Origin of the sequence: Neptunomonas sp. XY-337 (assembly GCF_004959845.1) — a bacterium.
GTDB classification, from domain to species: Bacteria; Pseudomonadota; Gammaproteobacteria; order Pseudomonadales; family Balneatricaceae; genus Neptunomonas; species Neptunomonas marina.
Map to the genome: position 1 here is coordinate 1 of NZ_SPLL01000011.1, position 24958 is coordinate 24958.

Here is a 24958-nt window from a genome sequence, read left to right on the forward strand (position 1 = left end):
GATGTTCTAAAACAACATGTTATCTTCATTATGACTCGTTGTCTTTGTCGTCCTTTCGGTGACTCCCTCAGCGAGTGGAGGCGTATTATAGAGACCTCCCTTCTGCCGTCAACACTTATTTGTAAAAAAGTGGAAATTTTTCTTTTCTGATAAATGTAACCGTTTAAAACGTATACTGTTTATCACTGTATCGACGATCGCGCTTTCGACAAGACGAGGTATCCATCATGCTTTCCATACCTGATCTGAAACCCGAGAAGCACTACAACGCTGTCGGCATACTCACAAGCGGCGGCGACTCATCGGGGATGAACCCAGCCATCCGCAGCATCGTGCGCGCTGCATTAAACAGCGGAGTCAAGCAAGTCTTTGGAGTTCGCAGAGGCTATCAAGGTTTGGTGTCGGATGACATCACTTTAATGAGTTCTCGCTCTGTTACAAATATCGTTCAGAAAGGAGGCACCGTTTTAAAGAGCGCTCGCTGCCCTGAGTTTTCCGACCCATCTGTTCGCGACGTTGCTGCGCGTAACTTGAGTTCACGTGGAATCGAAGCTCTTTTCGTCATTGGTGGAGACGGCTCACTGACGGGTGCACATATATTGTGTCAGGAACACGGCATTCCGGTGATTGGATTACCCGGAACGATCGATAACGACATTCCCGGCACTGATGACACTATAGGCTTCGACACGGCCGTAAATACTGCAATAGAGGCGATTGATAGAATTCGGGATACGGCCCGATCACACGAGCGCCTCTTTTTAGTCGAAGTGATGGGACGTAACTCTGGGTTTATCGCAACACAGGTGGGTATTGCTTGCGGCGCAGAGATGGTCGTCGTACCTGAATACGCATTCGACTTTCACGATCTATGCATTACGTTAGCGGAGCGCCACTCCAAAGGACAAGGTTCTAGCGGCATTATCGTTGTTGCCGAAGGCCGAGATCCCGACCTTACCCATCGCCTAGCTGCGCAGCTAAAAGCGCAAGGCCAAGACCCTAAAATCTCGATACTTGGTCATATACAGCGCGGGGGCAGCCCTTCAGGGCATGACCGAATGCTAGCATCCTGCTTAGGTACCGCTGCCGTTGAGTATCTACTTGCAGGCTATAGTGACATCATGGTTGGCGTTCATAAAGGAGCCATCGTCGATGTGCCACTACAACGCGTTACCCAAAAGAAGAAGGTTCTAGATAGGAAGCTGTTCGATATCGCGGCATTACTGCACAAGTAGTGCCGCAAATAAACATTAATTAGCCATGGCGTCCTGCCACAAACGGGTTGGTCTCGCGCTCGTGCCCGAGTGTTGACTGTGGCCCGTGTCCTGGGATGAATCTCACATCATCACCTAAAGCGAACAATTTTTCAGTGATAGAGTGAAGTAACTCATCATGATTTCCCCCGGGGAAGTCCGTTCGCCCAATAGAACCTTGGAATAAAACATCCCCTACTTGCGCAACATTCGACTCGGCATCATAAAACACGACATGCCCTGGCGTATGCCCCGGACAGTGAAGTACTTGCAGAACACTGTTACCAACTAAAACGTTATCACCATCTTCTAACCAACGCGTTGGCTCGAAACTTTCAACCTGAGGAAACCCAAACATTTGGCTTTGCTGTGCGAGCTGCTCGATCCAGAAACCATCACCGCGATGAGGCCCCTCTATCGGTACACCAAATTGCGCAGCAAGCTCAGCTGTACCACCAGCATGATCAATATGCCCATGTGTTAGCAAAATTTTCTCTAAGGTTAAGCCATTTTGCTCGAGTACTTTCGTTATTTGGCTAACATCTCCACCAGGATCAATCACCGCTGCTCTGCACGTTTTTTCACACCAAGCAATGGTGCAGTTTTGCTGAAAAGCGGTAACTGGTACGACTGAAAACTTCATAGCGCCTCAAATGTTCAACGTTTAGATAGTTCGATTATGCTCACTCCCTTTTACGGGTCAACCCTAGGGATTATCGAACGCCTTCACCATCGACGCTAATTGACGCTGCATATCTCGTAATTCACGAGAGGCGGCATCTGTATCATCTGATGCACGCGCCGTCATATCACTGCGCTGGCGAAGCATTCCTACGTTGCGTTGGATCTCATCGACGACAGCGGTCTGCTCCTCTGCTGCACTAGCAACCCCAACCGAACGTTCTGCGATCTCATCAATGGTGCGGCTTAGCTCGTCGAAGCTAACCTTAACGTTATCCGATAACTCACTGCTGTGTTGCACCCGATCACGCGACATTTCGAGTGTTTTGACGACTTCAGCAACCGACCCTACGATGTTGTTAACCGTTTGCTGGACACTGGAAGTCGAATCTTTAGTTCGAGTAGCCAACGTGCGCACCTCATCAGCCACCACAGCAAATCCACGACCATACTCACCCGCTCTGGCAGCTTCTATCGCCGCATTCAGCGCTAGCAGGTTTGTCTGTTCGGCTATCTCAGTTATCACACTGATAACCTGCTCAATCTCAGCAGTGCTCTGCTTTAACTTTGTTGATTCGGCTTCAGCCAAATACACTTGCTCATGAACACTTTGGATCGCACTGACCACCTGTTTTAAGTCCTGCTCACCTTGGGCCGTTTTACCTTTAGCATCTTGCACAGCGTTCGATGTCGATACCATATTCTGGGCGATCTCTACTGCAGACGATGCAAGTTCGGTGACCGAAGCGGCGACCATATCAGTTTCATGGTTTTGCTGAGAAACACCGGATCTAGTCTCACCGACAGCGTTCTCAACAAGACCAACGACCTCGCTCACTTCCCCAGCAAAATCATCGATTCTGCCTAATACCGTATGCATCCGTGCCGACTCCATCTGTAACGCCAGCTCAATCTGCCCAAACTCATTACGCTGATGGGAGAAAACGTGCTGCGCCAACGGTGCATCAGCAATCGCACGTGATCTATTAACGAGATGTTGAATCGGGCGCCAGAAGAAGTGGCTAAAGCCGACAATAGCGATTAACTGCAAGAAGGCAAAAAATCCAGCAACATACCAAGGCGCTTGTAACGTAAGGTAGCCTCCAAAGAGTAGCGACAGTATCGAGAAAATCACCAAGGCAGTAGGCGCAATAGAAAATGTTTTAATGCTAAAGCGGCCTTGCGCTGCATTAATCTTTTCGTACAACTGGCCCGCGCGCTGAACTAGCTTTGGATCGGGTGTTACCCGCACCGATTGGTAGCCAACTTTTTGGCCATCCACATAAATGGGAGTTACGTAGGCATCCACCCAGTAGTAGCCGCCATCTTTACAACGATTCACAACGATGCCGCGCCAAGCTTCCCCGGACCCCAGCGCATCCCACATGTCTTGGAACGCGAGCTTGGGCATAAAGTTATGCCTAACCAAATTGTGAGGGCTGCCTATTAGCTCCTCTTTTGTAAAGCCACTAACCTTAATGAAGTCTTCGTTTGCGTAGGTGATTGACCCCTTGAGGTCGGTAGTTGAGATCAGACGACTGCCCTGTAGGATCTTGATCTCCGTTCCTGTAAGTCCAAAATTTGCCATAACTCTATCCATGAATCCTGTGAACTTATAAACCGGCCACCTTAAAAGTAGCAGATATTTCTCAGGCCTCCTCCCAAAAAATAGCGATAGGCGCATTGATTCACATCAAAAGCAATCTCACTAACCCTTCACTACGAGGCCGATATGCGCACTAGAAGTTAACAATGCACCCATATTATTCCGCACACGCAATAGAGCTTTTGCTAAAATGTGTCTCTAGACAACACCGGAAGATAAGCGCCTGATATGCAAGCATCTTATGAAAAACAGTTTGAAGCTCTGCGCCCGAAGCTCATCGCTTTTACACTTCTTCAAGTCCAAGATAGAGGTCACGCAGAAGATCTTGTGCAGGATGCCCTGATCGGCGCCCTTGAAGGGCTCTCAACCTACCAAGGCAATGCGCAGTTTGATACTTGGGTGTACAGCATTCTGCGTAATAAGCTCGTTGACTATATTCGTCGCGCAAAGCGTGAACGCGAGCGTTTTGTCTCTGACGAAGATGAGATCGATATCGACTCCATGTTCAACGAGCGTAGCCATTGGAACTTAGATGCAGCGCCCAGCCATTGGCACAGCCCAGAGGATCTGCACTTGCGCAGCAACTTTTGGGAAGTGTTTGATTTTTGCCTACTCCACCTACCCACCAGCACAGCGCGCGTTTTTGCCCTGCGCGAGTTGATGGATCTGGAAACTACCGAGATTTGCGACTGTCTAGATATTTCAGAACAGAATGTTTGGACGATTTTGCACCGCGCTCGGCTGAAGCTACGCGGTTGTTTAGAGAAGGGCTGGTTCTTGAAAGGAGAGGCTGTATGAAGTCCTGCGTAAAAGCATCCTACTTGATGTCAAAACAGCTCGATACGCCATTGAGCTTCAAAGAGAAGACGATGCTAAAAGTACATATGGCGATGTGCAAAAACTGCCGCCGTTGCCATACTCACCTGAACGCGATCCATGGCTGGTGTCACCAGCGCCACGATAAAGAGCTTAGCGCCAAATAGCCGCTTTTAGCGTTTTTCTTTATCCGCTTTTTTAGCTAAATATTGCCTGTCCATCTCGCCATACTGGCGCTCATACGCTTCAGGGTCTGAGCGCCACAGTCTAAACAGTTTGCGGTCATGCTTAGCCATAGGGGGTGGGTTAAGCCGGCGCTGCCGAATAGTTTGATAAGTTACCGGAATAAACGCAAATAGCACCAACGCAGCCACAGCAAGGTACTTTATCAACTCATCAGACATACATTTCTCCACGAAATAAAAAAGCCGCTCTAAGCGGCTTTTTAGGTCACCTTAAGAAAAACCTTAGAGCTTATGATATAGCTTAGAGCCCGTCTCTTTAAACTCTTGCGACTTCTCTCGCATACCCTCGTCCGCTTGTGCATGAATCGCGGCCACTTGCGCATCATCCAACTCACGCACCTCTTGCGAGATCTTCATAGAGCAGAATTTAGGGCCACACATCGAGCAGAAGTGCGCCACTTTAGCCGACTCTTTTGGCAGCGTTTCATCGTGATATGCACGCGCAGTATCAGGATCAAGACCGATATTGAACTGATCCTCCCAACGGAACTCGAAACGCGCTTTCGACATCGCGTTGTCGCGGATCTGAGCACCTGGGTGGCCTTTCGCCAAGTCGGCAGCATGCGCTGCGATCTTGTAAGTAATAATGCCGGTTTTCACGTCATCTTTGTTTGGCAAACCAAGGTGCTCTTTCGGTGTTACGTAGCACAGCATCGCACAACCGTACCAACCAATCATGGCAGCTCCGATACCTGACGTGATGTGGTCATAACCGGGCGCGATATCAGTCGTCAACGGGCCTAACGTGTAGAAAGGCGCCTCATGACACTCTTTCAGCTGCTTATCCATGTTCTCTTTGATCATATGCATAGGAACATGGCCTGGGCCTTCGATCATCACCTGTACGTCATACTCCCAAGCGATCTTCGTCAACTCACCCAGCGTTTCCAGCTCAGCAAACTGCGCTTCGTCGTTAGCATCGTAGACAGAGCCAGGACGCAAACCGTCACCTAGCGAGAAGGCAACATCATAAGCGGCACAGATCTCACAGATTTCACGGAAGTGTGTGTAAAGGAAGTTCTCTTTGTGATGCGCTAAGCACCATTTCGCCATGATAGAGCCACCACGCGACACGATACCCGTCATACGTTTCGCCGTCATTGGCACATAACGCAGCAACACACCCGCATGGATCGTAAAGTAGTCCACACCCTGCTCTGCTTGCTCAATTAGCGTATCGCGGAACACTTCCCAGCTTAGATCTTCTGCAACGCCGCTAACCTTCTCAAGTGCTTGGTAGATTGGCACCGTACCGATAGGAACTGGCGAGTTACGTACGATCCACTCGCGAGTTTCGTGAATGTTTTTACCCGTCGAGAGATCCATGATCGTGTCCGCACCCCAGCGAGTACCCCACGTCATCTTCTCTACTTCCTCTTCGATCGAAGAGGTCAGTGCCGAGTTACCGATATTACCGTTAATCTTCACCAAGAAGTTACGACCGATAATCATCGGCTCTAGCTCTGGGTGGTTGATATTACATGGGATGATCGCGCGGCCTTCCGCCACCTCTTTACGTACGAACTCAGGCGTGATCTCTTCTGGAAGCTGCGCACCAAAGCTGTGGCCTGGGTGCTGCTGCGCCACCACATTACCTTCTGCTTTACTTTTAGCCAGCTTCATATTCTCGCGAATCGCGATATATTCCATCTCTGGAGTCACGATGCCTTGACGCGCATAGTGCAACTGCGTGACATTCTTGCCCGCTTTAGCACGGCGTGGTTTGCGCTGCAGATCAAAGCGCAAGTGATCTAAGCGAAGATCAGCTTCTCGCGTGCGGCCATACTCTGAGCTCAATCCGTCCAGCAACTCTGTGTCTTCACGCTCTAAAATCCAGTTCTCACGTAACGGCTGCAGACCTTTCCTTACATCAATATCTGCTGCAGGGTCGGTGTAAGGGCCCGAGGTATCGTAAACATACAACGGATCATTGCTCTCGCCACCAAAACCTGTGGGCGTTTCATCGAGCGTGATCTCACGCATTGGCACACGGATGTCAGAGCGGCTACCCTCAACATACACTTTGCGTGACTTTGGAAACGGTTGCACAGAGTTCTGATCGACCTCTGCACTCTGACTCAATACTTTTTTGTCTGTCATCATCACACCTACTATGGCTAATGCGGCTTTTGTAAAAAAGCTCTGTTTATTGTTGCTTGGACTGCCACAACTGATAGAAGTGGTTCACAGGACCATGCCCGCGTCCAACATGTAGTTGATCTGCTGCGTTGATCGCAGCCGTTATATATTCTTTGGCCTCTGTCACTGCACTCGATAAGTCTCGCCCGTGAGCGAGCTCTGCAGCAAGCGCTGAAGCCAATGTACAACCCGTACCATGCGTATTAGTAGTGCCAATACGCGGAGCTTGGAGTGCCAGTGACTGGCCTCGCGTATATAGCAGGTCGGTACTTGTATCACCTTCACCATGTCCGCCTTTCAAAAGCACCGCTCTAGCCCCCTGTTTACACAGGGCCTGTGCTGCCGCTTCCGGGTCGTTAGTTACCTTTTCAACCGACCAACCCAACAGGGTTGCAGCCTCTGGGATATTGGGTGTTATCACCGTTGCCAGGGGTATCAGGGACGAGCGGACAGCATCGACAGCTTGCTCATGCAGCAGCAAGTCACCACTGGTTGCCACCATCACCGGATCAACAACTAATGGAATCGCTGGAAACGCACGCAGCACATCGACCACAGTTGCCACAATTTCAGCGTTAGCCAACATGCCCGTCTTGATGGCAGCAACGTCGATATCGTCAAAAACAGCATCGAGCTGCGCCTTTACAAAGGCACTCGACACCACTTCAACACCAGTGACGCCACACGTATTCTGTGCGGTCAGCGCAGTAACCACCGAGAGGCCGAAGGCACCGCGTGCAGAGATCGCTTTAAGATCAGCTTGAATACCGGCACCACCACCACTGTCTGAACCAGCAATAGTGAGCACATTAGGGATAGAGGGGGATAACATCTGACAGCAACGCCTCCGCAACATAGATATTCGCTATACGCGGAGCTCTGATCAGATCGATACAACTTACCATATAAAATGCTCTCGATTTCCTACGTCGGCACTAACCGAATCAGGTTCCACGGGTTTAATCTCAGCCAAACGTCAGCTCGGCACCCCGACAAGATTTACGCCAGTTTAAGTAGTTCGGTTCAGGCTGTCTATATTGCGCCCAAAAGAGTTTTCACACCGAAGTCTTAAAATTAGGACTTTTTCCTATGTTAAATTTTCGGACCTCAGCCATAATGATTCTCGTGGATCTCCTGTTCATGGAACGAATTAAAGGATGGCCCCGGCCGCAGAAAGGACATAAGGATGTAAGCAAGGAAGCCTTGGTACTGCAAGGAAAATGGAAGCCAAAAGGAAGGCCTCGCAAAGGAATTGTGAGGCCTTTTTTATCAGAATCACTTTCTGACAAACAGGATAATGAGCGCGGTACAGGATGATAGACCAGCTGGACGCTGAGCTGTATTCAGCAAACGGAGCTGAATAGGACTATAAGGAAGAATGCTGCCAAGGATAACGGACACGGAGCGTAACAAGGCGGCAAAGGACGTTGGACTGACGGAAAAGGCTCAGGACGAGTCAGCCTAGATGGCAAAGGAACTATCAACCGCACAGGGACACCAGAAAGCAGGCCTCGTTGTTGTATCGCGAGGCCTTTTTTATTACAGCCCCGATACCTCTAATGCATCACCCGGCCAAATGCGATCGACCATATCAACAACCGGCTCCTTCGCACCATTCGCTATCCACTGCGCCACAACACCGGCGCTTTGCTTAAAAGCCATCGGCGCGCTGCTCGGCTGCGCCAACCAGACACCAAGCGTATCGATATCCCAAGATGAGACAACGGTTGCCAAACCCAGCTCACTTAAGATCTTGGCATTTGACTGCTGCTCCCATTGACCGGGCATTGGCAACGATAACAGCTTTTTACCATACTGCAGCGCCTCGCTAGCAAGACCAAACCCGCAGTTAGAGATCACACCACCGCTGTGCGCCATATGCTGCTCAAAGCTCTGCCGACTCAAGGGGTGGTAGGTCACATTTGCGCAGGGCTGTACCTCGTCACATCGACAAAACACGTGGAAACGATGCGCCGGAAAAAAAGCGAACAAGCGCTCGAGCGTAGCCTTTTGTTCAAAGGGCAGATAAACCAGAATATCGCGTTCATTGTCACTCGGCTCGAAACTCGGTTCCGCAATCAAAGGCGGGATATTGGTACCGCCAAAAGCGTCCCAGTGAACACCAACGGCCAGATCAACCGGTGCAAAAAGCTTAATGCCAGGCTTCAACAGTTTAGAGTAACCGCCATCTGGTAGAGGGTTAAGAAAAGCATACTGGTGCGCCAAACCGATACTTCGAACACCTTGCTGCTTTGCTGCCCACGCACTGATAGGCTCAAGATCAGTGATCACGAGATCATAACCGGTCAGGTCCAGTGCGCGCGTATCGCGCCAAAACTGCCAAATATCATTACTGACCAGCGTATCAAGTAAGTTGACTCGCCCGCCATCAGCTAGCTTGAAAGTTAGCCCCTTACGCGTTTCAAAATGGCCAAAACACTCCATATCGAAAAACTGATCAGCAGGCCGACCACTAAACAAATAGTCAACCTCAACACCGGCTGCGACCAAGGCAGGAGCCATCACTCTGGCACGTGTAATATGGCCATTTCCAGTAGCTTGAACGCCATATAGCACTCTCATAGCAATACCAAGAACGTCGCCCACTCTTGAATCGCTAGCTCAGCACACAAAATACCGAGCACTGCGCCAGCGGCGATATCACTGGGGTAGTGGACTCCCAATAACACTCGCGACAAGCCAATCAGCATCGCCATAAAGTAGGCGAGCTCTCCGAACATGGGGTAGTAAGTCGCGATAAGCGTGGCAAAGACAAACGCAGCTGCTGAATGACCAGAGGGAAAGCTAAAACGATCGGAGGGCTGAATCACGGCATCACTCACCACAAAACCACAAGGTCGATTACGGCGGATGATATTTTTCAGCAGCAGGTAAAGCGGCAGCTCTATTAAAAAGGCTAGCAGCCCAACGAACAGAAACAGCTCCCCAGCGTTCGGCTCGAGCAACGCGAGCCCAGCACCAAGAAGTGCATAAAGCTGACCATCGCCTAACGAGGATACCCAGCGGCTCAGATCAGCAATCTGCCGATGCATACGACGATGGGTTTGGAACCAGTGAAACGCCGACGTATCAAGCGCCGTAATACGATGAAGTGATAACACGCGCCGCAACTCCTGATCAGGATAGGATGTTTAAGGCATTATCCGATCAGTGCAATGACGCTTTTGTTACATGAATTTGAAGCTTTAATGACTCACCTAACTCTGACAATCCGCGCAAAAAACGGTGGCACGCTGCCCCTGCCTGATCTCGCTAAGCGCTGTTCCACAGGTGACGCAAGGCTGACCACCACGGCCATATACATTGAGCGACTGCTTAAAATATCCCGGCTTGCCTTCACTATTCACAAAGTCACGTAGCGTCGTTCCGCCCTGCTCAATCGCCGCCGCAAGAACCTGTTTGATCTCAGCCACCAAGTTCGTCATACGCTCATGAGAGATGCGCCCCGCTTGGCGGCGCGGGTCGATACCCGCCCGAAATAACGCCTCATTCGCGTAAATATTGCCTACGCCTACAACCACTTGGCTATTCATGATGTGCTGTTTAATAGCAACCCGACGCTTCGCTGCGCTGCGGTACAGGTAATCGCCACTAAAGTCATCACTCAGTGGCTCAGGACCTAAATCGGCTAACAGCGGATGTAGCTTCGTAAGATCATCCCACAAAACACTCCCAAACCGGCGCGGATCGTTAAGGCGCAGAATAGCCCCGTTCTCCATACAGATATCCACATGATCATGCTTACCCGCAGCCAGCGGTTCAGTCAGCACCCGTAAGCTGCCCGACATCCCCAGATGCACCAACACAACCCCCACAGGTGTCACGAGCTGCAAGTACTTACCACGTCTTTCAACACGTTCAATAGGTTCACCTTTAATCGCTTCAAGCGCACTCACCGGCACCGGCCACCGCAATGATGGCTGGCGCACACAGCACTCAGCGATACGCTGCCCCTTGATGTGAGGCTCGATTCCACGGCGAGTTGTTTCAACCTCGGGTAGTTCAGGCACTGATTATTCCTACTCTTTACGGCTCGGTTTGAGCACAAGATACACGCCAAGTACGGTGATACCAATACCCACCAGCGATAGCGACGCTAATGACTCCTCAAACAGCAGCCACGCCTCGAGCACGGTGACAGGTGGCACGAGATAAAAGTAGCTCGCCACACGTGCCGACTCCCCCTCTCGAATCATATACATCAGCAGCAAAATGGCCGTTACCGACAACCCGAACACCAACCACGCCAACGCCAAGATCAACTCGCTTGACCACACCACCTCGCGCGATTCAAAGCTAAAGGCGAGCACACCCATCCATAGTGCCGTTGCCAAGTATTGGTAAAAAGAGCCGGCTACCAGATTGACGCCGCCACCAAAACGTTTCTGATAAAGCGTGCCGATCGAGATCGCAAACAACGCAACTAACGCAGCCGCTAGCGCCTCGGGCCTTAACTGGATGTTCGACAAATCCTGCCCAGCCCCAACCACCAGCGATACACCACATAAACCGCACAACAAACCAGCCAGCTGTAAATGTGATAGCGGCTGCTGCAGCCAAAAACGTCCGATGAGTGCAGTTAACAGCGGCTGCAGCCCAACGATAATTGCGGTAATACCTGCGGGCATATCCCAATTAATCGCAGCAAATACCCCCCCAAGATAACCTGCATGTACCAAGCTTCCGGTCACCATTTGATGCGCACTTTGCGCGGGGCTTGGCCATGCAGCCCTAAGCCACAAGATCAGCACAAAAAAGACCGCCAGCGTCGCCAGCATCCGAATAAACAGGAAGTAAAACGGCTCGATGTACGGTAAACCATACTTAGCCCCAATAAACCCCGTACTCCATAGCAGTACAAACAGTAACGGTACGAAAGGAACCAAGCGGCTTTTCAACGCTTCCATAGCAAACAACACTCTGAATAATCTTCGAATAGTGCAAGCCTAGAGCAAAGTCAGCAGCTCGGGAAAGTGACACGCGCCGTTATTTTTATTGGGTACACAGAAAACCAAATGCTAAGATATTTAGCTCATAATCCTCATCTGTACCCAAGTCATGAAAGCATACCAACGCGTAGTTGATTACATCGAGCAACGAGCCGCCCAAGGCGCATGGCAACATAACCGTTTTTTACCCTCTGTTCGCGCCCTCTCGCAAAGCTTGGGCGTTAGCAAGAACACGGTTCTTCACGCCTATCAGCTGCTTGAAGCGAAACATGTGATTCGCGCTGTGCCGCGTCGCGGCTTTGAACTCGTTCAGTCGGTGCCTGCCAAACCTCATCCGCCCAGACCCGTAGTCCTCGGTGCAACGGCGCTCGATATTATCGGCCCCGCTCAGCGTGAAGCACGCGTGGTCTTCGGCAGCGCAAATCCAGACACCACACTCAATGGACGTAAGGAGTTTTTTAAGACCCTTAGCCGCGCGGTGCGCCGCGAAACTCAATCGAGCGATGCGATCTACACCTTTCATGAATCACCACCCGGGCTGGCGGCACTGCGCGAGCAGATCGCTTTGCGCACGCACAGTGGTACTCAGGAGATAGATAAAGAGGAGGTGATCATCACCAACGGTGCGCAAGAGGCGATATCGCTCGCACTGCGCGTCGTCACCTCACCAGGGGACAATGTCATCGTCGAATCGCCGTGCTTTTATGGCACCTTACAATGCCTTGAAGCACTTGGGCTCCATGTTATTGAAATCCCTAGCGATGCTGAAGGCATCTGCCTTCACGCACTCGAAAGCGCGCTAAAAAGCTGGTCAACCAAAGCGATCGTCTTAAACCCCAACGCGAACAACCCAACCGGCTTCATCATGCCCGAAGCCAATAAGCAGCGTTTATTGGCACTCGCCAACCAATATGATCTCGCCGTTATCGAAGATGATGTATTTGGCTCGTTGATTCACCACAGTCAACGCAATAGCACCCTCAAAGCACTCGATACCGATGGGCGCGTTATGCTATGCAACTCCTTCTCTAAGATATTAGATCCTAGTTTGCGCTTAGGATGGATCGCAGCAGGACGTTACTTTGATCAGGTCAACTACCTCAAATACGTCACGACATTAGCAACCTCAGGCATCATGCAACATGCCGCCGCCGATTGGCTTAGCTCCGCTAACTATCCCCGCCACCTCAAACACCTTCAGGGGCGCTATCGCCAAAAACGTTGTGAGTTTCTTGACGCATTAGCCAGTACGCTAGCACCAGAAGTACAAGTCATACCGCCACAAGGTGGTTTTCTCTGCTGGCTGCAACTCCCCGAGACGTGCGATGGTGACCGTATCTACTTGGCGGCCAAAGAGCATGGCATCAGCTTAACTCCGGGGAGTTTATTTGGTACGCAAGGACAGTTTAAACACTGTATCCGGCTTAACTTTGCGCTCTTCAATCGAAGCTGCGAGCAGATGCAAGCATTGGAGAGGGTTGGCCAACTCATAACAGAGGCCTCCTAGGACAAAACGGCCAGCGTTTCAGGCAGGGGGATAAATCGCAGGCACAAAAAAACCGGCCTAAGCCGGTTTTTTCAGAGAGCAAAGATCTTACTTGATCTTAGCTTCTTTGTAGATAACGTGCTTGCGAACAACCGGATCAAACTTTTTGATCTGGAATTTTTCAGGCATGTTACGCTTGTTTTTGTCTGTAGTGTAGAAGTGACCTGTTCCGGCAGATGAAACCAGACGGATCTTCTCACGATTACCTTTAGCCGCCATCGTCTAGCTCCTCTTAAACTTTCTCACCACGGGCACGCAGTTCAGCAAGAACTGTGTCGATACCCTTCTTATCAATGATACGCATACCTTTAGAAGATACACGCAGACGAACGAATTTGTTTTCGCTCTCTACCCAGAAACGGTGCCAGTGCAGGTTTGGTAGAAAACGACGACGCGTTTTGCGTTGTGAGTGGGAAACGTTATTTCCCGTTACTGGGCGCTTGCCAGTAACCATACAAACTTTAGCCATTTTAATAAGCCTCTAACGGTTAAAATCACTTCTATTCAGCTGTCTATTGGCTAGGTAAAACCGCGCTAGCCTCAGGCGGAGCGTCTGTACTGAAGACAAATATCCCGTACCATGAACAGAAGGCGCATAAGTGTATAGAAAAGCATCAACGATTACCAACACTAATTTACTCAAACGCTTAAATGTAGAACACTCAGCTCACTGATACTCAAAGCAGGCCTCTACAGTAGGCCGCGTTCAGCAAAAGAGACGGCGTGTTCATCCCCCACCACAATATGATCTAGCACCGTAACATCAACGAGCGCCAGCGCCGCCGCTAGGCGTTCTGTAATCTGCTGATCAGCCATCGAAGGCTCAGCCACACCCGATGGGTGGTTATGGCTTAAGATAACCGCGGCGGCGTTACAGGCTAACGCACGTTTAACCACTTCCCGCGGATAGACAGAAGCCGCGTTGATTGTACCGAAGAACAACGGTTCAAAGCGCAAAACACGGTGACGATTATCCAGAAAGAGACACGCAAACACCTCACGCTTATGATGCCGCAGTTGCGCAGTGAGATAGTGCTTAACCAGCGCCGGGTTGCTCATCTGCTCGCCTTTCTCAAGCAGCGCCTGCAAGTGACGACGCCCCATCTCAAGTACCGCTTGCAGTTGAGCGTACTTCGCAGCACCCAATCCTTGAGCGGTGCAAAACTCAGTTTGCGAGCTCTCCAACAAAGGTCTTAAACCGCCAAACTCCTGTAACAAGTTGCGTGCAAGATCAACAGCACTGACACCTTTAACGCCGGTACGCAGAAAAATGGCCAGCAGTTCAGCGTCCGATAACGCAGCCGGACCTTGCAGTAACAACTTTTCACGTGGCCGCTCTTCAGCGGGCCAGTCACTAATCGCCATAAAACACCTCCTTGTGCAGCAATGGCAGATGAAAAATCTTGTGTGCTCTACGCAAGATTTTCGCAAAGTGGTATCTTACACCGCTTGAACGCAGTTGCGTAATAACGGGTATTGCAAGGTATGCACAGACTAACAAACAAACAGATCGTACTTGGAATCACGGGCGGAATCGCCGCGTACAAAAGTGCTGAGCTAGTGCGCGCACTCAAAGGCGCGGGCGCTGACGTTCGTGTTGTAATGACGCCTGCGGCAACGGAGTTCATTACACCGTTGACTCTGCAAGCACTGTCCGGCAACCCTGTGCATTTGGAGCTGCTCAACCCGGAAGCCGAAGCCGGTATGGGACATATTGAGTTGGCAAAGTGGGCTGATCTGCTTGTGATCGCACCAGCGAGTGCCGACTTTATGGCCCGTTTAGCTGCGGGAATGGGCAATGACCTCCTCACAACTATCTGCCTTGCAACCGATGCACCGATTTGCCTAGCCCCTGCGATGAACCAAGCCATGTGGCGCGCACCACAAACCCAGCAAAACGCAAAACAGCTGCAGCTAGATGGCGTCACCCTGTGGGGCCCTGCTGAGGGTGAGCAAGCCTGTGGTGATACTGGCCCAGGCCGCATGATGGAACCTTTACAATTGCTCGATCACATCGCTGATCGTTTTGATACAGGTAGCCTTGCAGGACGTCGCGTAGTGATTACCGCAGGTCCTACCCGCGAGCCATTAGATCCCGTGCGTTATATCTCTAACCATAGTTCTGGCAAGATGGGCTTCGCGCTTGCAGAAGCAGCAATGAACGCCGGTGCCGAGGTCACGTTAATTAGTGGGCCGGTCAACTTAGCAACGCCAGCGCACGTAAAACGCATCGATATTACCAGCGCGCTCGATATGCTGGATGCAGCACAAAGCACACTGGAGCACTGTGATATTTTTATCGCCTGCGCAGCGGTGGCGGATTACCGCCCAACCTCTGTCGCCGAGCACAAAATCAAGAAAGGTAACGAAGAGATTATGGAGCTTCACTTGGTGAAGAACCCCGACATCGTTGCCACCGTAGCTAGCGCGCCGCAGCGCCCCTTTACGGTAGGGTTCGCCGCCGAAACACAAGATGTGATCAGCTACGCACGCGGCAAACTGCAACGCAAGAAGCTCGACATGATTATCGCCAATGATGTCTCCCAAGCGGGCATCGGTTTCAATTCCGACGAGAACGCCGTCACGGTGGTCACTCACGATACCGAAACAGCTATCGCACAAACCGGCAAGCGCCAGCTCGCCAATCAACTGATTGAGCAGATCGCTCACCAATATAAGACAACACAATGAAACAGCTACAAGTAAAGATTCTCGATAGCCGTATCGGCTCTGAATTTCCATTACCGGCTTATGCAACACCCGGCTCAGCGGGTCTTGACCTGCGCGCCTGTCTGGATGCACCACTCACACTTGAGCCAGGCCAAACAGAGCTGATTCCCACCGGTATGGCAATCCATATCGAAGACCCAAGCCTGTGCGCGATGATCCTACCTCGCTCGGGTTTAGGCCATAAGCATGGCATTGTTCTGGGCAACCTCGTGGGCCTAATCGACTCAGACTACCAAGGCCAGCTATTTGTATCCTGCTGGAACCGTGGTGCAACAACCTTCACCATCGAACCGGGCGAGCGTATCGCCCAGCTCGTGCTCGTGCCTGTTGTTCAGGCAAGCTTTGATATTGTGGATGAGTTCTCAGACTCAGAGCGCGGTGCCGGCGGTTTCGGTTCCTCTGGACGCGCATAACCCCTCTTAACCAAGGACGTAACCATGTCTTACACAATCGATCAGCTCAACGAAGATATCTTCCGCGCTTATGATATCCGCGGTATCGTCGGCGAAGCCCTCACTACCCCCGTCGTTTATCATTTAGGGCGTGCGTTTGCTGCACAAGCCCTCGCTCAGGAGACACAAACCGTTGTGGTTGGAGCGGATGGCCGCCTGAGTAGCCCTGAGCTCAAGGATACACTGATCGAAGGTTTGCGCGATGGCGGGGTTGATGTCGTTGATGTTGGCTTTGTTGCTACTCCCCTGCTTTACTTTGCTGCCAACCACACCAAAGACCAAACCGGTGTCATGATCACAGGTAGCCATAACCCGAGCAACTACAACGGCTTTAAGATGATGATTGCGGGTAACACTCTCGCAAACGAAGAGATCCAAGCGCTGAAGCGCCGCATTCTTGAAAGCGACTACACCGAAGGCAACGGCAGCTTAACACAGCAAGATATTCGTCCGGCTTATCGTAAGCGCGTTGCGGAAGATGTCACACTCAAGCGCCCATTGAAGGTGGTGGTCGATAGCGGTAACGGCATAGCCGGTGATGTGGCGCCGCAGCTACTCGAACAGCTCGGCTGTGAAGTAATTCCGCTCTACTGCGATGTGGATGGCAACTTCCCCAACCACCACCCAGATCCGGGCAAGCCTAAGAATCTGATCGATTGTATCGCCGCCGTTAAAGAGCACAAAGCTGATGTTGGCTTAGCCTTCGATGGCGACGGTGACCGCGTTGGTGTTGTGACGCCTAATGGCAGCATCATCTACCCCGACCGCATCATGATGCTCTTTGCCGAGGATATTCTGCAACGTAACCCAGGGGCTGAAATCATCTATGACGTGAAATGTTCACGCCTATTAGGTGAAGCGATCCGCCAAGCCGGGGGCAAGCCAACCGTTTGGAAAACAGGCCACTCACTTATTAAGCGAAAGATGAAAGCCACAGGCGCATTGCTCGCGGGCGAGATGAGCGGTCATATCTTCTTTAAAGAACGCTGGTTTGGCTTTGACGATGGCATCTATAGCGCGGCACGCCTGCTGGAGATTCTGTCTCTACGTGATACCTGCTTAGATACTATTTTTGCGGCCTACCCAGAAGACATCAGCACACCAGAGATCAATATCGATGTGCGCGATGACAACAAATTTACCATCGTCGAGCAGATGCAGCAGCAGAGCTATCCCGACGGTGACGTCAGCCTGATTGATGGCGTACGCGTTGACTACGCGGATGGCTGGGGGTTAGTGCGCGCCTCCAACACCACGCCGGTACTCGTGTTACGTTTTGAAGCGGCCACGGAAGAGGCTCTCAACCGAATTCGCGACACGTTCCAACAGTACTTGTTCGCCATTGATAAGACGCTTGTTATCCCGCACGAATAGGATAACGACCGAAAATATTTAGGAGTAACCAGAACCATGCCTTTAAACCGCAAGCAAGCGATGACCACTGCCGAGGTCTTAAGCGAAGCTGTTCCTTATATCCAGCGCTTCGCTGGTAAGACCATCGTGATCAAGTATGGCGGCAACGCCATGACGGATGACAACCTCAAGAACAGCTTTGCCCGCGACATCGTTATGATGAAGCTGATCGGCCTAAATCCAGTGGTCGTGCATGGTGGCGGCCCACAGATCGGCGACCTACTCGAGCAGCTTAAGATCGAATCGCACTTTATCAATGGTATGCGAGTCACCGACTCAAAAACCATGGATGTAGTGGAGATGGTACTTGGCGGCATGGTGAACAAAGAGATCGTTGGCCTGATCAACAGCAATGGCGGCAAGGCGATCGGTCTGACAGGTAAAGATGGTCACCTGCTGGAAGCTCGCAAACTGCGCGTTAAACACAAGCGTCCAGAGATGGAAGCGCCGGAAATTATCGACATTGGCCATGTTGGCGAAGTTGAGAAGGTGAATAAGTCTGTGTTGCGGATGCTTGAAGACTCTGACTTCATCCCCGTGATCGCGCCAATCGGCGTCGGTCCAGATGGTGCATCGTACAATATCAACGCAGACCTCGTGGCTGGCAAAGTAGCAGAAACGCTACAAGCTGAGAAACTGATTCTACTGACTAACATTGCCGGCCTGCTCGATAAAGAGGGGAATGTCCTGACCGGTTTATCTACTGAGCAAGTCGATGGCCTGATCGAAGATGGCACCATCCACGGTGGTATGCTGCCGAAGATTGGCTGCGCACTGAGCGCGGTGAAAAGTGGCGTGGTTAGCGCTCACATTATCGATGGCCGAGTTGAGCACTCCTGTTTGCTCGAGATCTTCACCGATGAAGGTGTCGGTACTCTGATCACGAATAACACGTTATAAGCCATGAACGAAGCAACACAACTCTCCCGCCGCGAGCAGATTCTGCAATCGTTGGCGCAGATGTTAGAAGTTAACCCAGGGCAGCGCATTACCACTGCGGCTCTGGCGCGTGAAGTCGGTGTTTCTGAAGCAGCACTGTATCGGCACTTTCCTAGCAAAGCGCGGATGTTTGAAGGCCTGATCACCTTTATCGAAGAGACGATCTTTTCACGCGTGACCATGATTACGGGATCCGATACGCCGGCTGTGCGCCAATGTGAGCAGATCCTCACGCTTTTGCTGGCCTTCGTTGAGCGAAATCCGGGGATGGCGCGCATTCTGACTGGCGACGCCCTTGCTGGCGAGACTGACCGTTTGCGCGGGCGCATCCACCAGCTCTTTGAACGCTTAGAAACGCAACTTAAACAGGTACTGCGCGAAGCGGAGCTACGTGAGGGTCTGCGCACCGAAACCACAGCGGGCATTTCGGCAAATTTGATGCTCAGCTGCACAGAGGGACGCATTCGCCAGTTCGTCCGGAGTGAGTTTCAACGTAAACCCACTGACAACTGGGCAGACCAATGGCAACGCTTGGCGAGCGGTATTTTTCGTCCCGCTTAATTCGTTGGGCAGGGTGTTCCATCCCATAAATAACAAGCCTGCTGAGCGACCGGTTCAGCGGGCTTTTTTGTGGTCTTTTTAAGCGCCATATCCGATCGCTGCGCTGCCTCGCGCTGAATCATCAACAAGGCTGAAACAGAAACCAATTGAATACCCGCCTCATCAAGCTGCGGTATCGCCTTTGTGAGGAACCGAGTGGTTGAGGGGTAAGGGTGACCGATCACTACGGCTTTACCAAACTTACGCGCAATGCGTATCGCACGGTCAAACTGCGCCTGCATAAACTGCTCAGACCGTTCGTGATCTAAAAAAATATCCCGCGTAAGTGCAGGCACGTGCGCTGCTCTTGCTGCACTTAAGGCAACACTGGTTGGCGTTGTACGGCTATCAACAAAATAGATATCGCGCTCTTTCGCAACGTCCATCAACCATGCCATCGGTGCCTTTTTCTGAGTGAGTAGACTCCCCATATGGTTGTTAAAGCCCACCACATGCGGCACCCAGTCTAAATTATCGCGGAGCGTTTGCTTTAACTGCTGCTCGGTCTGGCGCTCCGTTAATCCGCCAGGGCCTAGCGGCTTTCGCAACGTATTTGCCATCGGCGCATGCAGCATAACTTCTTTGTCGTGCGCAAAAGCCATGTTAGCCAGTGCTTTACCATGTGCCGAAAATGGCAACACAGCATAAGTAACAGGCCCCGGAAGCGCTATTGCCGCAGCGCCCTGATGATAGCTGTTCCCAATATCGTCAATGATAATGACGATTCGTGGTGGCCATGGCGGTGATGCTGCATAACTCAAGGTGGCAGACAGCAACAACGACACAACACATGTAAGTTTATAAATTGTATTCATGCATCCAAGTACTTAGCTTGCCTGACGCTGGGCATTAATTACCGCCAACAACGCAGAGAAGCGATAAAGAAAAGGCCCATCAACGACGGGCCTTCTCGACGAGCAAAAGCATCCAGTTACTTTTGTACGCTACCGATGATGGAGAGCGCTTTCAAAAGATTCAGCGCCTCATAAAGCTGATAATCACGTTGCGCTAGATTTTGCGCCGCCTCAGCCACGGCAGCTTGTTCTGCAGCTTTCGCATCTTCGTCGCCATTGGTTAAATGGCCTGTAAGATCCTTCTCTTTGATCAGAGTTCGGCCCTTCACGCGTTTGAGCTCTGCATTTTCCACGACAACATCAGGCTGAATGCCATCTGCCTGAATGGAACGACCGCTCGGGGTAAAGTAACGCGCAGTGGTTAACTTAAGCGCTCGCTTGTCGGTAAGTGGCAGAATCGTCTGGACCGAACCTTTACCAAAGCTCCCCGTGCCCATAATGATGGCGCGTTTATGATCTTGCAGCGCGCCAGCAACAATCTCGGAAGCCGATGCCGAGCCGCTGTTGATCAACACAACCACTGGGACATCAGGAACCAACGTCTCTTGTGTTGCATTAAACTCAACATCAGAGGTCGGTAAGCGCCCCTCGGTATAAACAATCTTACCGTCATCAATAAACGCATCAACGACGCTAACCGCTGCCTGCAGCACGCCACCAGGGTTATTGCGCAGATCAAGCACTAAACCTTTCTGCTCGTTTGACGCTTGCAATTTTTCGAGCGCTTTTTCGAGATCTTGGCCAGTCTTCGCTTGGAACTGGGTGATACGAATATAACCGTAGTCTTCATTTAACATTCGCTGCTTAACGCTGGTGACCTGAATCACATCACGCACCACGGTAATCTCAAGCGGCTTGTCCTCACCGTCACGTAAAATCGTCAGCACAACCTCCGATCCCGCTTTACCGCGCATTTTGCTGATCGACTCATCCAAGCTCATGCTTTTCACCGAATCACCATCGATACGTGTGACAATGTCCCCAGCCTTAATACCCGCTTTCGTAGCGGGCGTATCATCAATCGGGGCGATAACGCGGATGAAGCCATCATCCATTGTAATTTCGATTCCAACGCCGCCAAACTCGCCAGACGTATGTACCTGCAACTCTTCAAAGGCCTTTGGCTCGAGGTAGGTGGAGTGTGGGTCCAACCCAGCGATCATGCCGCGAATGGCATCCTCCAAAACCTTCGCATCATCAACCGGCTCAACATAAGCGCTCTTTATGCGATCAAACACCTCACTGAAACGACGCAGCTCTTCAAGCGGTAACGTCTTCGCCTCTTGCTCGGAGGTCGGCGCTTCATCAGCCATGGAAAAGGCGCTTAAACTCAAACCCAGCGCAACACCGGCTAACTTAATTGCATTCCTCATACAGAAAACCCTTTCTAAGAGGCGTGAGCCTCAATTATTTGCGCGCCAACCAACGTTGCGGGTTGGTCGCTTTACCCTTATATCGGATTGCGAAGTAGAGTCCAGGTTCCGAATTACCGCCGCTAAATCCGACAGTTGCGATGGTTTCGCCCTGCTCTACCCAATCACCTTGTGACTTTAACAGTGAGTCATTGTGTCCATATAGCGTGTGGTAGCCATCACCATGATCGATAATCGTCACCAAGCCATAACCGCGTAACGCGTCAGAAAACACCACCCGCCCATGGTGCACAGCTGAGACCGATACACCTAACGCTGCACCAAACATCACACCATCATAGCGAATCCCTTGATTTAGCGAGCCGAAACGACGTTTGACTCTACCAGAGACTGGCGCTTTCAATTTACCCTTCAAAGATTTGAAGGCTTGGTTGTTCACTGACAGCTTAGCCAGCGACACCGACTTTTCGATCTCAACTAGCAGTTTTTCCAACTGCTTTTGATCTTTTTTCAGCTGCGCAACCTTGGTTTTACCTTGCCCTACTTTTTTACGCAATGCTGCAAGCGCTTGTTTACGCGCTTTGCGCTGTTGCTCTTGCTCTGCAAGCTTGGCCTGTAACGCATCCCGCTCGGCCACAATCGCAGCTTGTGTAGAGTCAATATTCGCGTTGGTTTGCTCCAAGGTCGTGAGCATCTTGCGGTAGTCTAGCAACTGCTGTTGCTGGGCGCTGTTGAAGTAGTCATAGTACTTCATCATACGCGACAACTCGTCAGGATCACGCTGGTTCAGTAGCATCAATAAACGAGGTTGCTGGCCGCGCTTATATTGCTCACGTATCGCTTCGTGTAACGCAGCTTGGCCAAGTGCGAGGTTTTTCTCGATACGCGCCTTGTCCGCTTCGTAGCCCGTTAAGTTACCCCGCAAGCCCGCTAGTTTTTGATTCAACCGATAGATAGCTTTGCCCGTATCTCCGATACGCGCTTCAAGCGATTTCAGTGCAGCGGCCTCTTTGCTGAGAGCAGTACGGTCTTTCTTTAGACGCGCTTGGGCGCTGCGGATACTCTTTTTCAACGTAGTTAGCTGGGCTTGTGTCGCTTGCTCTTTGCTAGCCGCGCTAACAGCCCCGCCAACACATAACAGCGCCGCGAGAAAACACACCGAAAAAAAAGGCCGCGTACGCGGCCATCGGACACGATTATTGCGTCTTAGCAAGGTTTTTGCCCGTCATCTCTTGCGGCTGCGGCAGCTCCATCAGGTGCAATAACGTTGGCGCAAGGTCACATAGCGCACCGTCATCCAACGTCAATGTCGCCTTGCGTGGACCATCATAAATCAGCGCGACTGGGAAGGTGGTATGCGCAGTATGCGGCTGCTCCGTTTTCGGGTCGCGCATCATCTCAACATTACCGTGATCCGCCGTGATCAGCGTCTCACCACCCACTTCGGCCATCGCCTCAAGTACACGCGTAATACTTTGATCAACAGCTTCCACTGCTTTAACGGCCGCATCAAATACGCCAGTGTGACCCACCATATCGCCATTTGGATAGTTACACACGATTAGGTCATATTTACCGCTTTTGATTGCATCAACGAGCTTGTCGGTTAGCTCTGGGGCGCTCATCTCAGGCTGCAAATCATAAGTTGCAACCGCTGGAGATGGCACTAAGATACGCTCTTCGCCCTCGTACACAGCTTCTTGGCCGCCATTAAAGAAGAAGGTAACGTGGGCATACTTCTCTGTTTCCGAGATACGTAACTGGGTTTTACCCTGCGCCGAAACAAACTCACCTAAATCATTGCTGATGCTTTGTGGCGGATACGCGCAAGAGGCTGGCATGTCTGCAGAGTACTCTGTCATCATCACGTAGTCCGCCAGTGCTGGTACAACCGCACGCTCAAAGCCATCAAAGTTTTGATCTGCCACGTAGGCTTGTGTGATCTCACGGGCACGGTCTGGACGGAAATTGGCGAAGATCACCGCATCACCATCACGTACGCGGCCATCAACACCATCAATCGTAGTTGCGAGTACGAACTCGTCGTTCTCGTCGCGCTCATAAGCCGCTGCCAGTGCTGCGGTGCCAGACGCTGCCGAATGCGGAGCAATACCCTGCGTCATAGCATCATAGGCCTGCTGGACTCGATCCCAGCGCTGATCTCGGTCCATCGCATAGTAACGTCCAACAACCGTGGCGATACCACCCAGACCGAGCTCTTCAAAGAGTGCTTGTGCTTTCGCTAGTGAGGGTTCAGCCGAGCGAGGTGGCATGTCTCGGCCATCTAAAATCGCGTGCAGATACACCTGCTTAGCGCCGCGCTTCGCTGCCATACGGATCAGCGCAAACATATGCTCCTCGTGGCTGTGTACACCGCCGGGTGATAGCAAGCCCATCACATGCACCGCGTTATCAGTGGCGATCGCCTTATCCATTGCGGCCACCAGCGCCGCGTTCTCGTAGAACGAACCCTCTTCAATCGCTTTACCAATGCGCGATAGATTCTGATAAACGATGCGGCCCGCACCAATGTTCATATGGCCAACTTCTGAGTTGCCCATCTGCCCCTCTGGCAGGCCGACAGCGAGGCCCGAGGTTGCGATACGAGATGTGGGGTTATTCGCTAGCAGCGCATCCCATGTTGGCGTATTCGCCGCTTCAATCGCGGAAGAAACTGTAGACTCAATACCAAAGCCGTCCAAGATAATCAGCGCTTTTGGGATACGCACGTTACTCATAGAAATAAAACCTGCTCATAGCTCGCTAAAGGAAGGCCGCCATTTTACTGATAATCACTCACATTGGCTAATTTCACACCAGTGCGGGCCAATGCTCCCCTTATGCACAGCGCACGAGCATTGTATAATCTGCGCTCGAGTTTAACGATGCCAGCTCCGCGGCAGACTTTAGGAATCACAATGGAACAGTTTATTGAATTCGCGACTAATCACTTTATGCTCATTGCCGCATGGGTGCTCACCCTCGCTCTGTTGCTGTGGAACGAGAGCCAAAAGGCAGGAAAATCCGTTTCGCCCGCCATCGCAACTCAGCTAATCAACAAACAAGACGCTGTCATCGTTGATGTACGCACGAAGAAAGAGTGGGATACAGGCCACATTACTGCCTCGAAGCATATCCCGCTGGCAGACCTGCAACGCCGCGTATCTGAGCTGGAGAAGTTCAAAGCACGTCCCGTTGTGGTCGTGTGCAATATCGGCCAAACTGCGGGCAGCGCTACTAAGATGCTAAAAGCTGCTGGCTTTGAAAATGTCATGCGCCTACAAGGCGGCATCACAGAATGGAAAGGCCAGAACTTGCCAATCGTAAAGAAGGCGTAAAGG

Annotated in this window: 26 protein-coding genes and 1 riboswitch; of the genes, 10 read left to right on the forward strand and 16 right to left on the reverse strand. The window is 51.4% G+C overall.

The features are described 5' to 3' along the window. Positions 1-227 precede the first annotated feature (227 nt). The gene (gene pfkA / locus E4L36_RS17475; RefSeq protein ID WP_136681638.1) at positions 228-1235 is read left to right on the forward strand and encodes a 6-phosphofructokinase; all 1008 of its coding nucleotides are present in this window, start codon (positions 228-230) and stop codon (positions 1233-1235) included. 19 nt (positions 1236-1254) lie between these two features. On the opposite strand, the gene E4L36_RS17480 is transcribed toward pfkA, so the two are convergent. Both E4L36_RS17480 and E4L36_RS17485 read right to left on the reverse strand, forming a co-directional pair. Next, a complete protein-coding gene (locus E4L36_RS17480; protein WP_136681639.1) occupies positions 1255-1896 on the reverse strand; it encodes an MBL fold metallo-hydrolase in 642 nt (213 codons plus the stop codon). Between the two features lie 63 nt (positions 1897-1959). After that, positions 1960-3522, reverse strand: coding sequence for a PAS domain-containing methyl-accepting chemotaxis protein (locus tag E4L36_RS17485; RefSeq protein WP_169051576.1), 1563 nt, complete (start codon positions 3520-3522; stop codon positions 1960-1962). Between the two features lie 246 nt (positions 3523-3768). Here E4L36_RS17485 and E4L36_RS17490 point away from each other — a divergent pair, with 246 nt between their 5' ends. Together E4L36_RS17490 and E4L36_RS17495 are read left to right on the forward strand one after the other, a co-directional pair. Beyond that, entirely contained in the window at positions 3769-4338 is a 570-nt protein-coding gene (locus E4L36_RS17490) for a sigma-70 family RNA polymerase sigma factor (RefSeq protein WP_136681641.1), read from the forward strand. After that, entirely contained in the window at positions 4335-4523 is a 189-nt protein-coding gene (locus E4L36_RS17495; RefSeq protein ID WP_136681642.1) for a zf-HC2 domain-containing protein, read from the forward strand. The genes E4L36_RS17490 and E4L36_RS17495 overlap by 4 nt, the downstream gene beginning before the upstream one ends. A 6-nt stretch (positions 4524-4529) precedes the next feature. Here the strand turns inward: E4L36_RS17495 and E4L36_RS17500 are convergent, their stop codons facing one another. The 7 genes from E4L36_RS17500 to E4L36_RS17530 form a co-directional block, all read right to left on the reverse strand. Continuing rightward, positions 4530-4760, reverse strand: a complete 231-nt coding sequence (locus E4L36_RS17500) for a hypothetical protein (RefSeq protein ID WP_127696144.1) — start codon at positions 4758-4760, stop codon at positions 4530-4532. A 63-nt stretch (positions 4761-4823) separates the two neighbouring features. Beyond that, entirely contained in the window at positions 4824-6701 is a 1878-nt protein-coding gene (gene thiC, locus E4L36_RS17505) for a phosphomethylpyrimidine synthase ThiC (protein WP_240657034.1), read from the reverse strand. A gap of 46 nt (positions 6702-6747) precedes the next feature. After that, positions 6748-7572 (reverse strand): bifunctional hydroxymethylpyrimidine kinase/phosphomethylpyrimidine kinase, encoded by an 825-nt coding sequence (gene thiD / locus E4L36_RS17510; protein ID WP_136681643.1) that lies wholly within the window; start codon positions 7570-7572, stop codon positions 6748-6750. Between the two features lie 71 nt (positions 7573-7643). Continuing rightward, a riboswitch (TPP riboswitch) is annotated at positions 7644-7742 on the reverse strand. Positions 7743-8279: 537 nt separating this feature from the next. Then, positions 8280-9323 (reverse strand): glycosyltransferase family protein, encoded by a 1044-nt coding sequence (locus E4L36_RS17515; RefSeq protein ID WP_136681644.1) that lies wholly within the window; start codon positions 9321-9323, stop codon positions 8280-8282. Then, a complete protein-coding gene (locus tag E4L36_RS17520) occupies positions 9320-9862 on the reverse strand; it encodes a phosphatase PAP2 family protein (protein WP_169051577.1) in 543 nt (180 codons plus the stop codon). The genes E4L36_RS17515 and E4L36_RS17520 overlap by 4 nt, the downstream gene beginning before the upstream one ends. Before the next feature lie 96 nt (positions 9863-9958). After that, positions 9959-10771, reverse strand: coding sequence for a bifunctional DNA-formamidopyrimidine glycosylase/DNA-(apurinic or apyrimidinic site) lyase (mutM, locus tag E4L36_RS17525; protein ID WP_136681645.1), 813 nt, complete (start codon positions 10769-10771; stop codon positions 9959-9961). Between the two features lie 9 nt (positions 10772-10780). After that, a complete protein-coding gene (locus E4L36_RS17530; protein WP_136681646.1) occupies positions 10781-11668 on the reverse strand; it encodes an EamA family transporter in 888 nt (295 codons plus the stop codon). A gap of 151 nt (positions 11669-11819) precedes the next feature. On the opposite strand from E4L36_RS17530, the gene E4L36_RS17535 reads away from it, so the two are divergent. Beyond that, positions 11820-13217 (forward strand): PLP-dependent aminotransferase family protein, encoded by a 1398-nt coding sequence (locus E4L36_RS17535; protein ID WP_136681647.1) that lies wholly within the window; start codon positions 11820-11822, stop codon positions 13215-13217. A gap of 87 nt (positions 13218-13304) precedes the next feature. Here E4L36_RS17535 and rpmG read toward each other — a convergent pair whose 3' ends face one another. From rpmG to radC, 3 genes are all read right to left on the reverse strand, one after another. Continuing rightward, the gene (rpmG, locus tag E4L36_RS17540; RefSeq protein ID WP_127696132.1) at positions 13305-13475 is read right to left on the reverse strand and encodes a 50S ribosomal protein L33; all 171 of its coding nucleotides are present in this window, start codon (positions 13473-13475) and stop codon (positions 13305-13307) included. 13 nt (positions 13476-13488) lie between these two features. After that, a complete protein-coding gene (gene rpmB, locus E4L36_RS17545) occupies positions 13489-13725 on the reverse strand; it encodes a 50S ribosomal protein L28 (protein ID WP_127696130.1) in 237 nt (78 codons plus the stop codon). 221 nt (positions 13726-13946) lie between these two features. Further along, the gene (gene radC / locus E4L36_RS17550) at positions 13947-14621 is read right to left on the reverse strand and encodes a DNA repair protein RadC (RefSeq protein WP_136681648.1); all 675 of its coding nucleotides are present in this window, start codon (positions 14619-14621) and stop codon (positions 13947-13949) included. Between the two features lie 120 nt (positions 14622-14741). On the opposite strand from radC, the gene coaBC reads away from it, so the two are divergent. Genes coaBC through slmA form a run of 5 tightly spaced genes read left to right on the forward strand, consistent with a single transcriptional unit; the run spans position 14742 to position 19351 of the window. After that, positions 14742-15947, forward strand: coding sequence for a bifunctional phosphopantothenoylcysteine decarboxylase/phosphopantothenate--cysteine ligase CoaBC (gene coaBC, locus E4L36_RS17555; RefSeq protein ID WP_136681649.1), 1206 nt, complete (start codon positions 14742-14744; stop codon positions 15945-15947). Next, positions 15944-16399, forward strand: coding sequence for a dUTP diphosphatase (gene dut, locus E4L36_RS17560; protein WP_127696123.1), 456 nt, complete (start codon positions 15944-15946; stop codon positions 16397-16399). The genes coaBC and dut overlap by 4 nt, the downstream gene beginning before the upstream one ends. A gap of 24 nt (positions 16400-16423) precedes the next feature. After that, positions 16424-17812 carry a phosphomannomutase/phosphoglucomutase gene (locus E4L36_RS17565; protein WP_136681650.1) on the forward strand — a complete coding sequence of 463 codons (1389 nt, stop codon included), beginning with the start codon at positions 16424-16426 and terminating at the stop codon, positions 17810-17812. Between the two features lie 36 nt (positions 17813-17848). Beyond that, a complete protein-coding gene (gene argB / locus E4L36_RS17570; protein WP_127696119.1) occupies positions 17849-18751 on the forward strand; it encodes an acetylglutamate kinase in 903 nt (300 codons plus the stop codon). Positions 18752-18754: 3 nt separating this feature from the next. Beyond that, positions 18755-19351: a nucleoid occlusion factor SlmA gene (gene slmA, locus E4L36_RS17575; RefSeq protein ID WP_136681651.1), complete on the forward strand. Its 597-nt coding sequence runs from the start codon at positions 18755-18757 to the stop codon at positions 19349-19351. On the opposite strand, the gene E4L36_RS17580 is transcribed toward slmA, so the two are convergent. From E4L36_RS17580 to gpmI, 4 genes are all read right to left on the reverse strand, one after another. Then, positions 19348-20205: a divergent polysaccharide deacetylase family protein gene (locus E4L36_RS17580; protein WP_136681652.1), complete on the reverse strand. Its 858-nt coding sequence runs from the start codon at positions 20203-20205 to the stop codon at positions 19348-19350. The two genes, slmA and E4L36_RS17580, sit on opposite strands and share 4 nt — an antisense overlap. Positions 20206-20321: 116 nt before the next feature. Then, complete coding sequence (locus tag E4L36_RS17585; RefSeq protein ID WP_136681653.1) at positions 20322-21617, reverse strand: S41 family peptidase; 1296 nt, start codon at positions 21615-21617, stop codon at positions 20322-20324. A gap of 34 nt (positions 21618-21651) precedes the next feature. Then, the gene (locus E4L36_RS17590) at positions 21652-22776 is read right to left on the reverse strand and encodes a peptidoglycan DD-metalloendopeptidase family protein (protein ID WP_136681654.1); all 1125 of its coding nucleotides are present in this window, start codon (positions 22774-22776) and stop codon (positions 21652-21654) included. A gap of 37 nt (positions 22777-22813) precedes the next feature. Next, positions 22814-24355: a 2,3-bisphosphoglycerate-independent phosphoglycerate mutase gene (gpmI, locus tag E4L36_RS17595; RefSeq protein WP_136681655.1), complete on the reverse strand. Its 1542-nt coding sequence runs from the start codon at positions 24353-24355 to the stop codon at positions 22814-22816. A gap of 180 nt (positions 24356-24535) precedes the next feature. On the opposite strand from gpmI, the gene E4L36_RS17600 reads away from it, so the two are divergent. Further along, positions 24536-24955, forward strand: a complete 420-nt coding sequence (locus E4L36_RS17600; protein WP_127696107.1) for a rhodanese-like domain-containing protein — start codon at positions 24536-24538, stop codon at positions 24953-24955. Positions 24956-24958 lie beyond the last annotated feature (3 nt).

Bases quoted from the DNA above. Each gene is read 5' to 3' on its own strand.
- pfkA (WP_136681638.1), top strand. From the start codon at position 228: ATGCTTTCCATACCTGATCTGAAACCCGAGAAGCACTACAACGCTGTC.
- E4L36_RS17480 (WP_136681639.1), bottom strand. From the start codon at position 1,896: ATGAAGTTTTCAGTCGTACCAGTTACCGCTTTTCAGCAAAACTGCACC.
- E4L36_RS17485 (WP_169051576.1), bottom strand. From the start codon at position 3,522: ATGGCAAATTTTGGACTTACAGGAACGGAGATCAAGATCCTACAGGGC.
- E4L36_RS17490 (WP_136681641.1), top strand. From the start codon at position 3,769: ATGCAAGCATCTTATGAAAAACAGTTTGAAGCTCTGCGCCCGAAGCTC.
- E4L36_RS17495 (WP_136681642.1), top strand. From the start codon at position 4,335: ATGAAGTCCTGCGTAAAAGCATCCTACTTGATGTCAAAACAGCTCGAT.
- E4L36_RS17500 (WP_127696144.1), bottom strand. From the start codon at position 4,760: ATGTCTGATGAGTTGATAAAGTACCTTGCTGTGGCTGCGTTGGTGCTA.
- thiC (WP_240657034.1), bottom strand. From the start codon at position 6,701: ATGACAGACAAAAAAGTATTGAGTCAGAGTGCAGAGGTCGATCAGAAC.
- thiD (WP_136681643.1), bottom strand. From the start codon at position 7,572: ATGTTATCCCCCTCTATCCCTAATGTGCTCACTATTGCTGGTTCAGAC.
- E4L36_RS17515 (WP_136681644.1), bottom strand. From the start codon at position 9,323: ATGAGAGTGCTATATGGCGTTCAAGCTACTGGAAATGGCCATATTACA.
- E4L36_RS17530 (WP_136681646.1), bottom strand. From the start codon at position 11,668: ATGGAAGCGTTGAAAAGCCGCTTGGTTCCTTTCGTACCGTTACTGTTT.
- E4L36_RS17535 (WP_136681647.1), top strand. From the start codon at position 11,820: ATGAAAGCATACCAACGCGTAGTTGATTACATCGAGCAACGAGCCGCC.
- rpmG (WP_127696132.1), bottom strand. From the start codon at position 13,475: ATGGCGGCTAAAGGTAATCGTGAGAAGATCCGTCTGGTTTCATCTGCC.
- rpmB (WP_127696130.1), bottom strand. From the start codon at position 13,725: ATGGCTAAAGTTTGTATGGTTACTGGCAAGCGCCCAGTAACGGGAAAT.
- radC (WP_136681648.1), bottom strand. From the start codon at position 14,621: ATGGCGATTAGTGACTGGCCCGCTGAAGAGCGGCCACGTGAAAAGTTG.
- coaBC (WP_136681649.1), top strand. From the start codon at position 14,742: ATGCACAGACTAACAAACAAACAGATCGTACTTGGAATCACGGGCGGA.
- dut (WP_127696123.1), top strand. From the start codon at position 15,944: ATGAAACAGCTACAAGTAAAGATTCTCGATAGCCGTATCGGCTCTGAA.
- E4L36_RS17565 (WP_136681650.1), top strand. From the start codon at position 16,424: ATGTCTTACACAATCGATCAGCTCAACGAAGATATCTTCCGCGCTTAT.
- argB (WP_127696119.1), top strand. From the start codon at position 17,849: ATGCCTTTAAACCGCAAGCAAGCGATGACCACTGCCGAGGTCTTAAGC.
- slmA (WP_136681651.1), top strand. From the start codon at position 18,755: ATGAACGAAGCAACACAACTCTCCCGCCGCGAGCAGATTCTGCAATCG.
- E4L36_RS17580 (WP_136681652.1), bottom strand. From the start codon at position 20,205: ATGAATACAATTTATAAACTTACATGTGTTGTGTCGTTGTTGCTGTCT.
- E4L36_RS17585 (WP_136681653.1), bottom strand. From the start codon at position 21,617: ATGAGGAATGCAATTAAGTTAGCCGGTGTTGCGCTGGGTTTGAGTTTA.
- gpmI (WP_136681655.1), bottom strand. From the start codon at position 24,355: ATGAGTAACGTGCGTATCCCAAAAGCGCTGATTATCTTGGACGGCTTT.
- E4L36_RS17600 (WP_127696107.1), top strand. From the start codon at position 24,536: ATGGAACAGTTTATTGAATTCGCGACTAATCACTTTATGCTCATTGCC.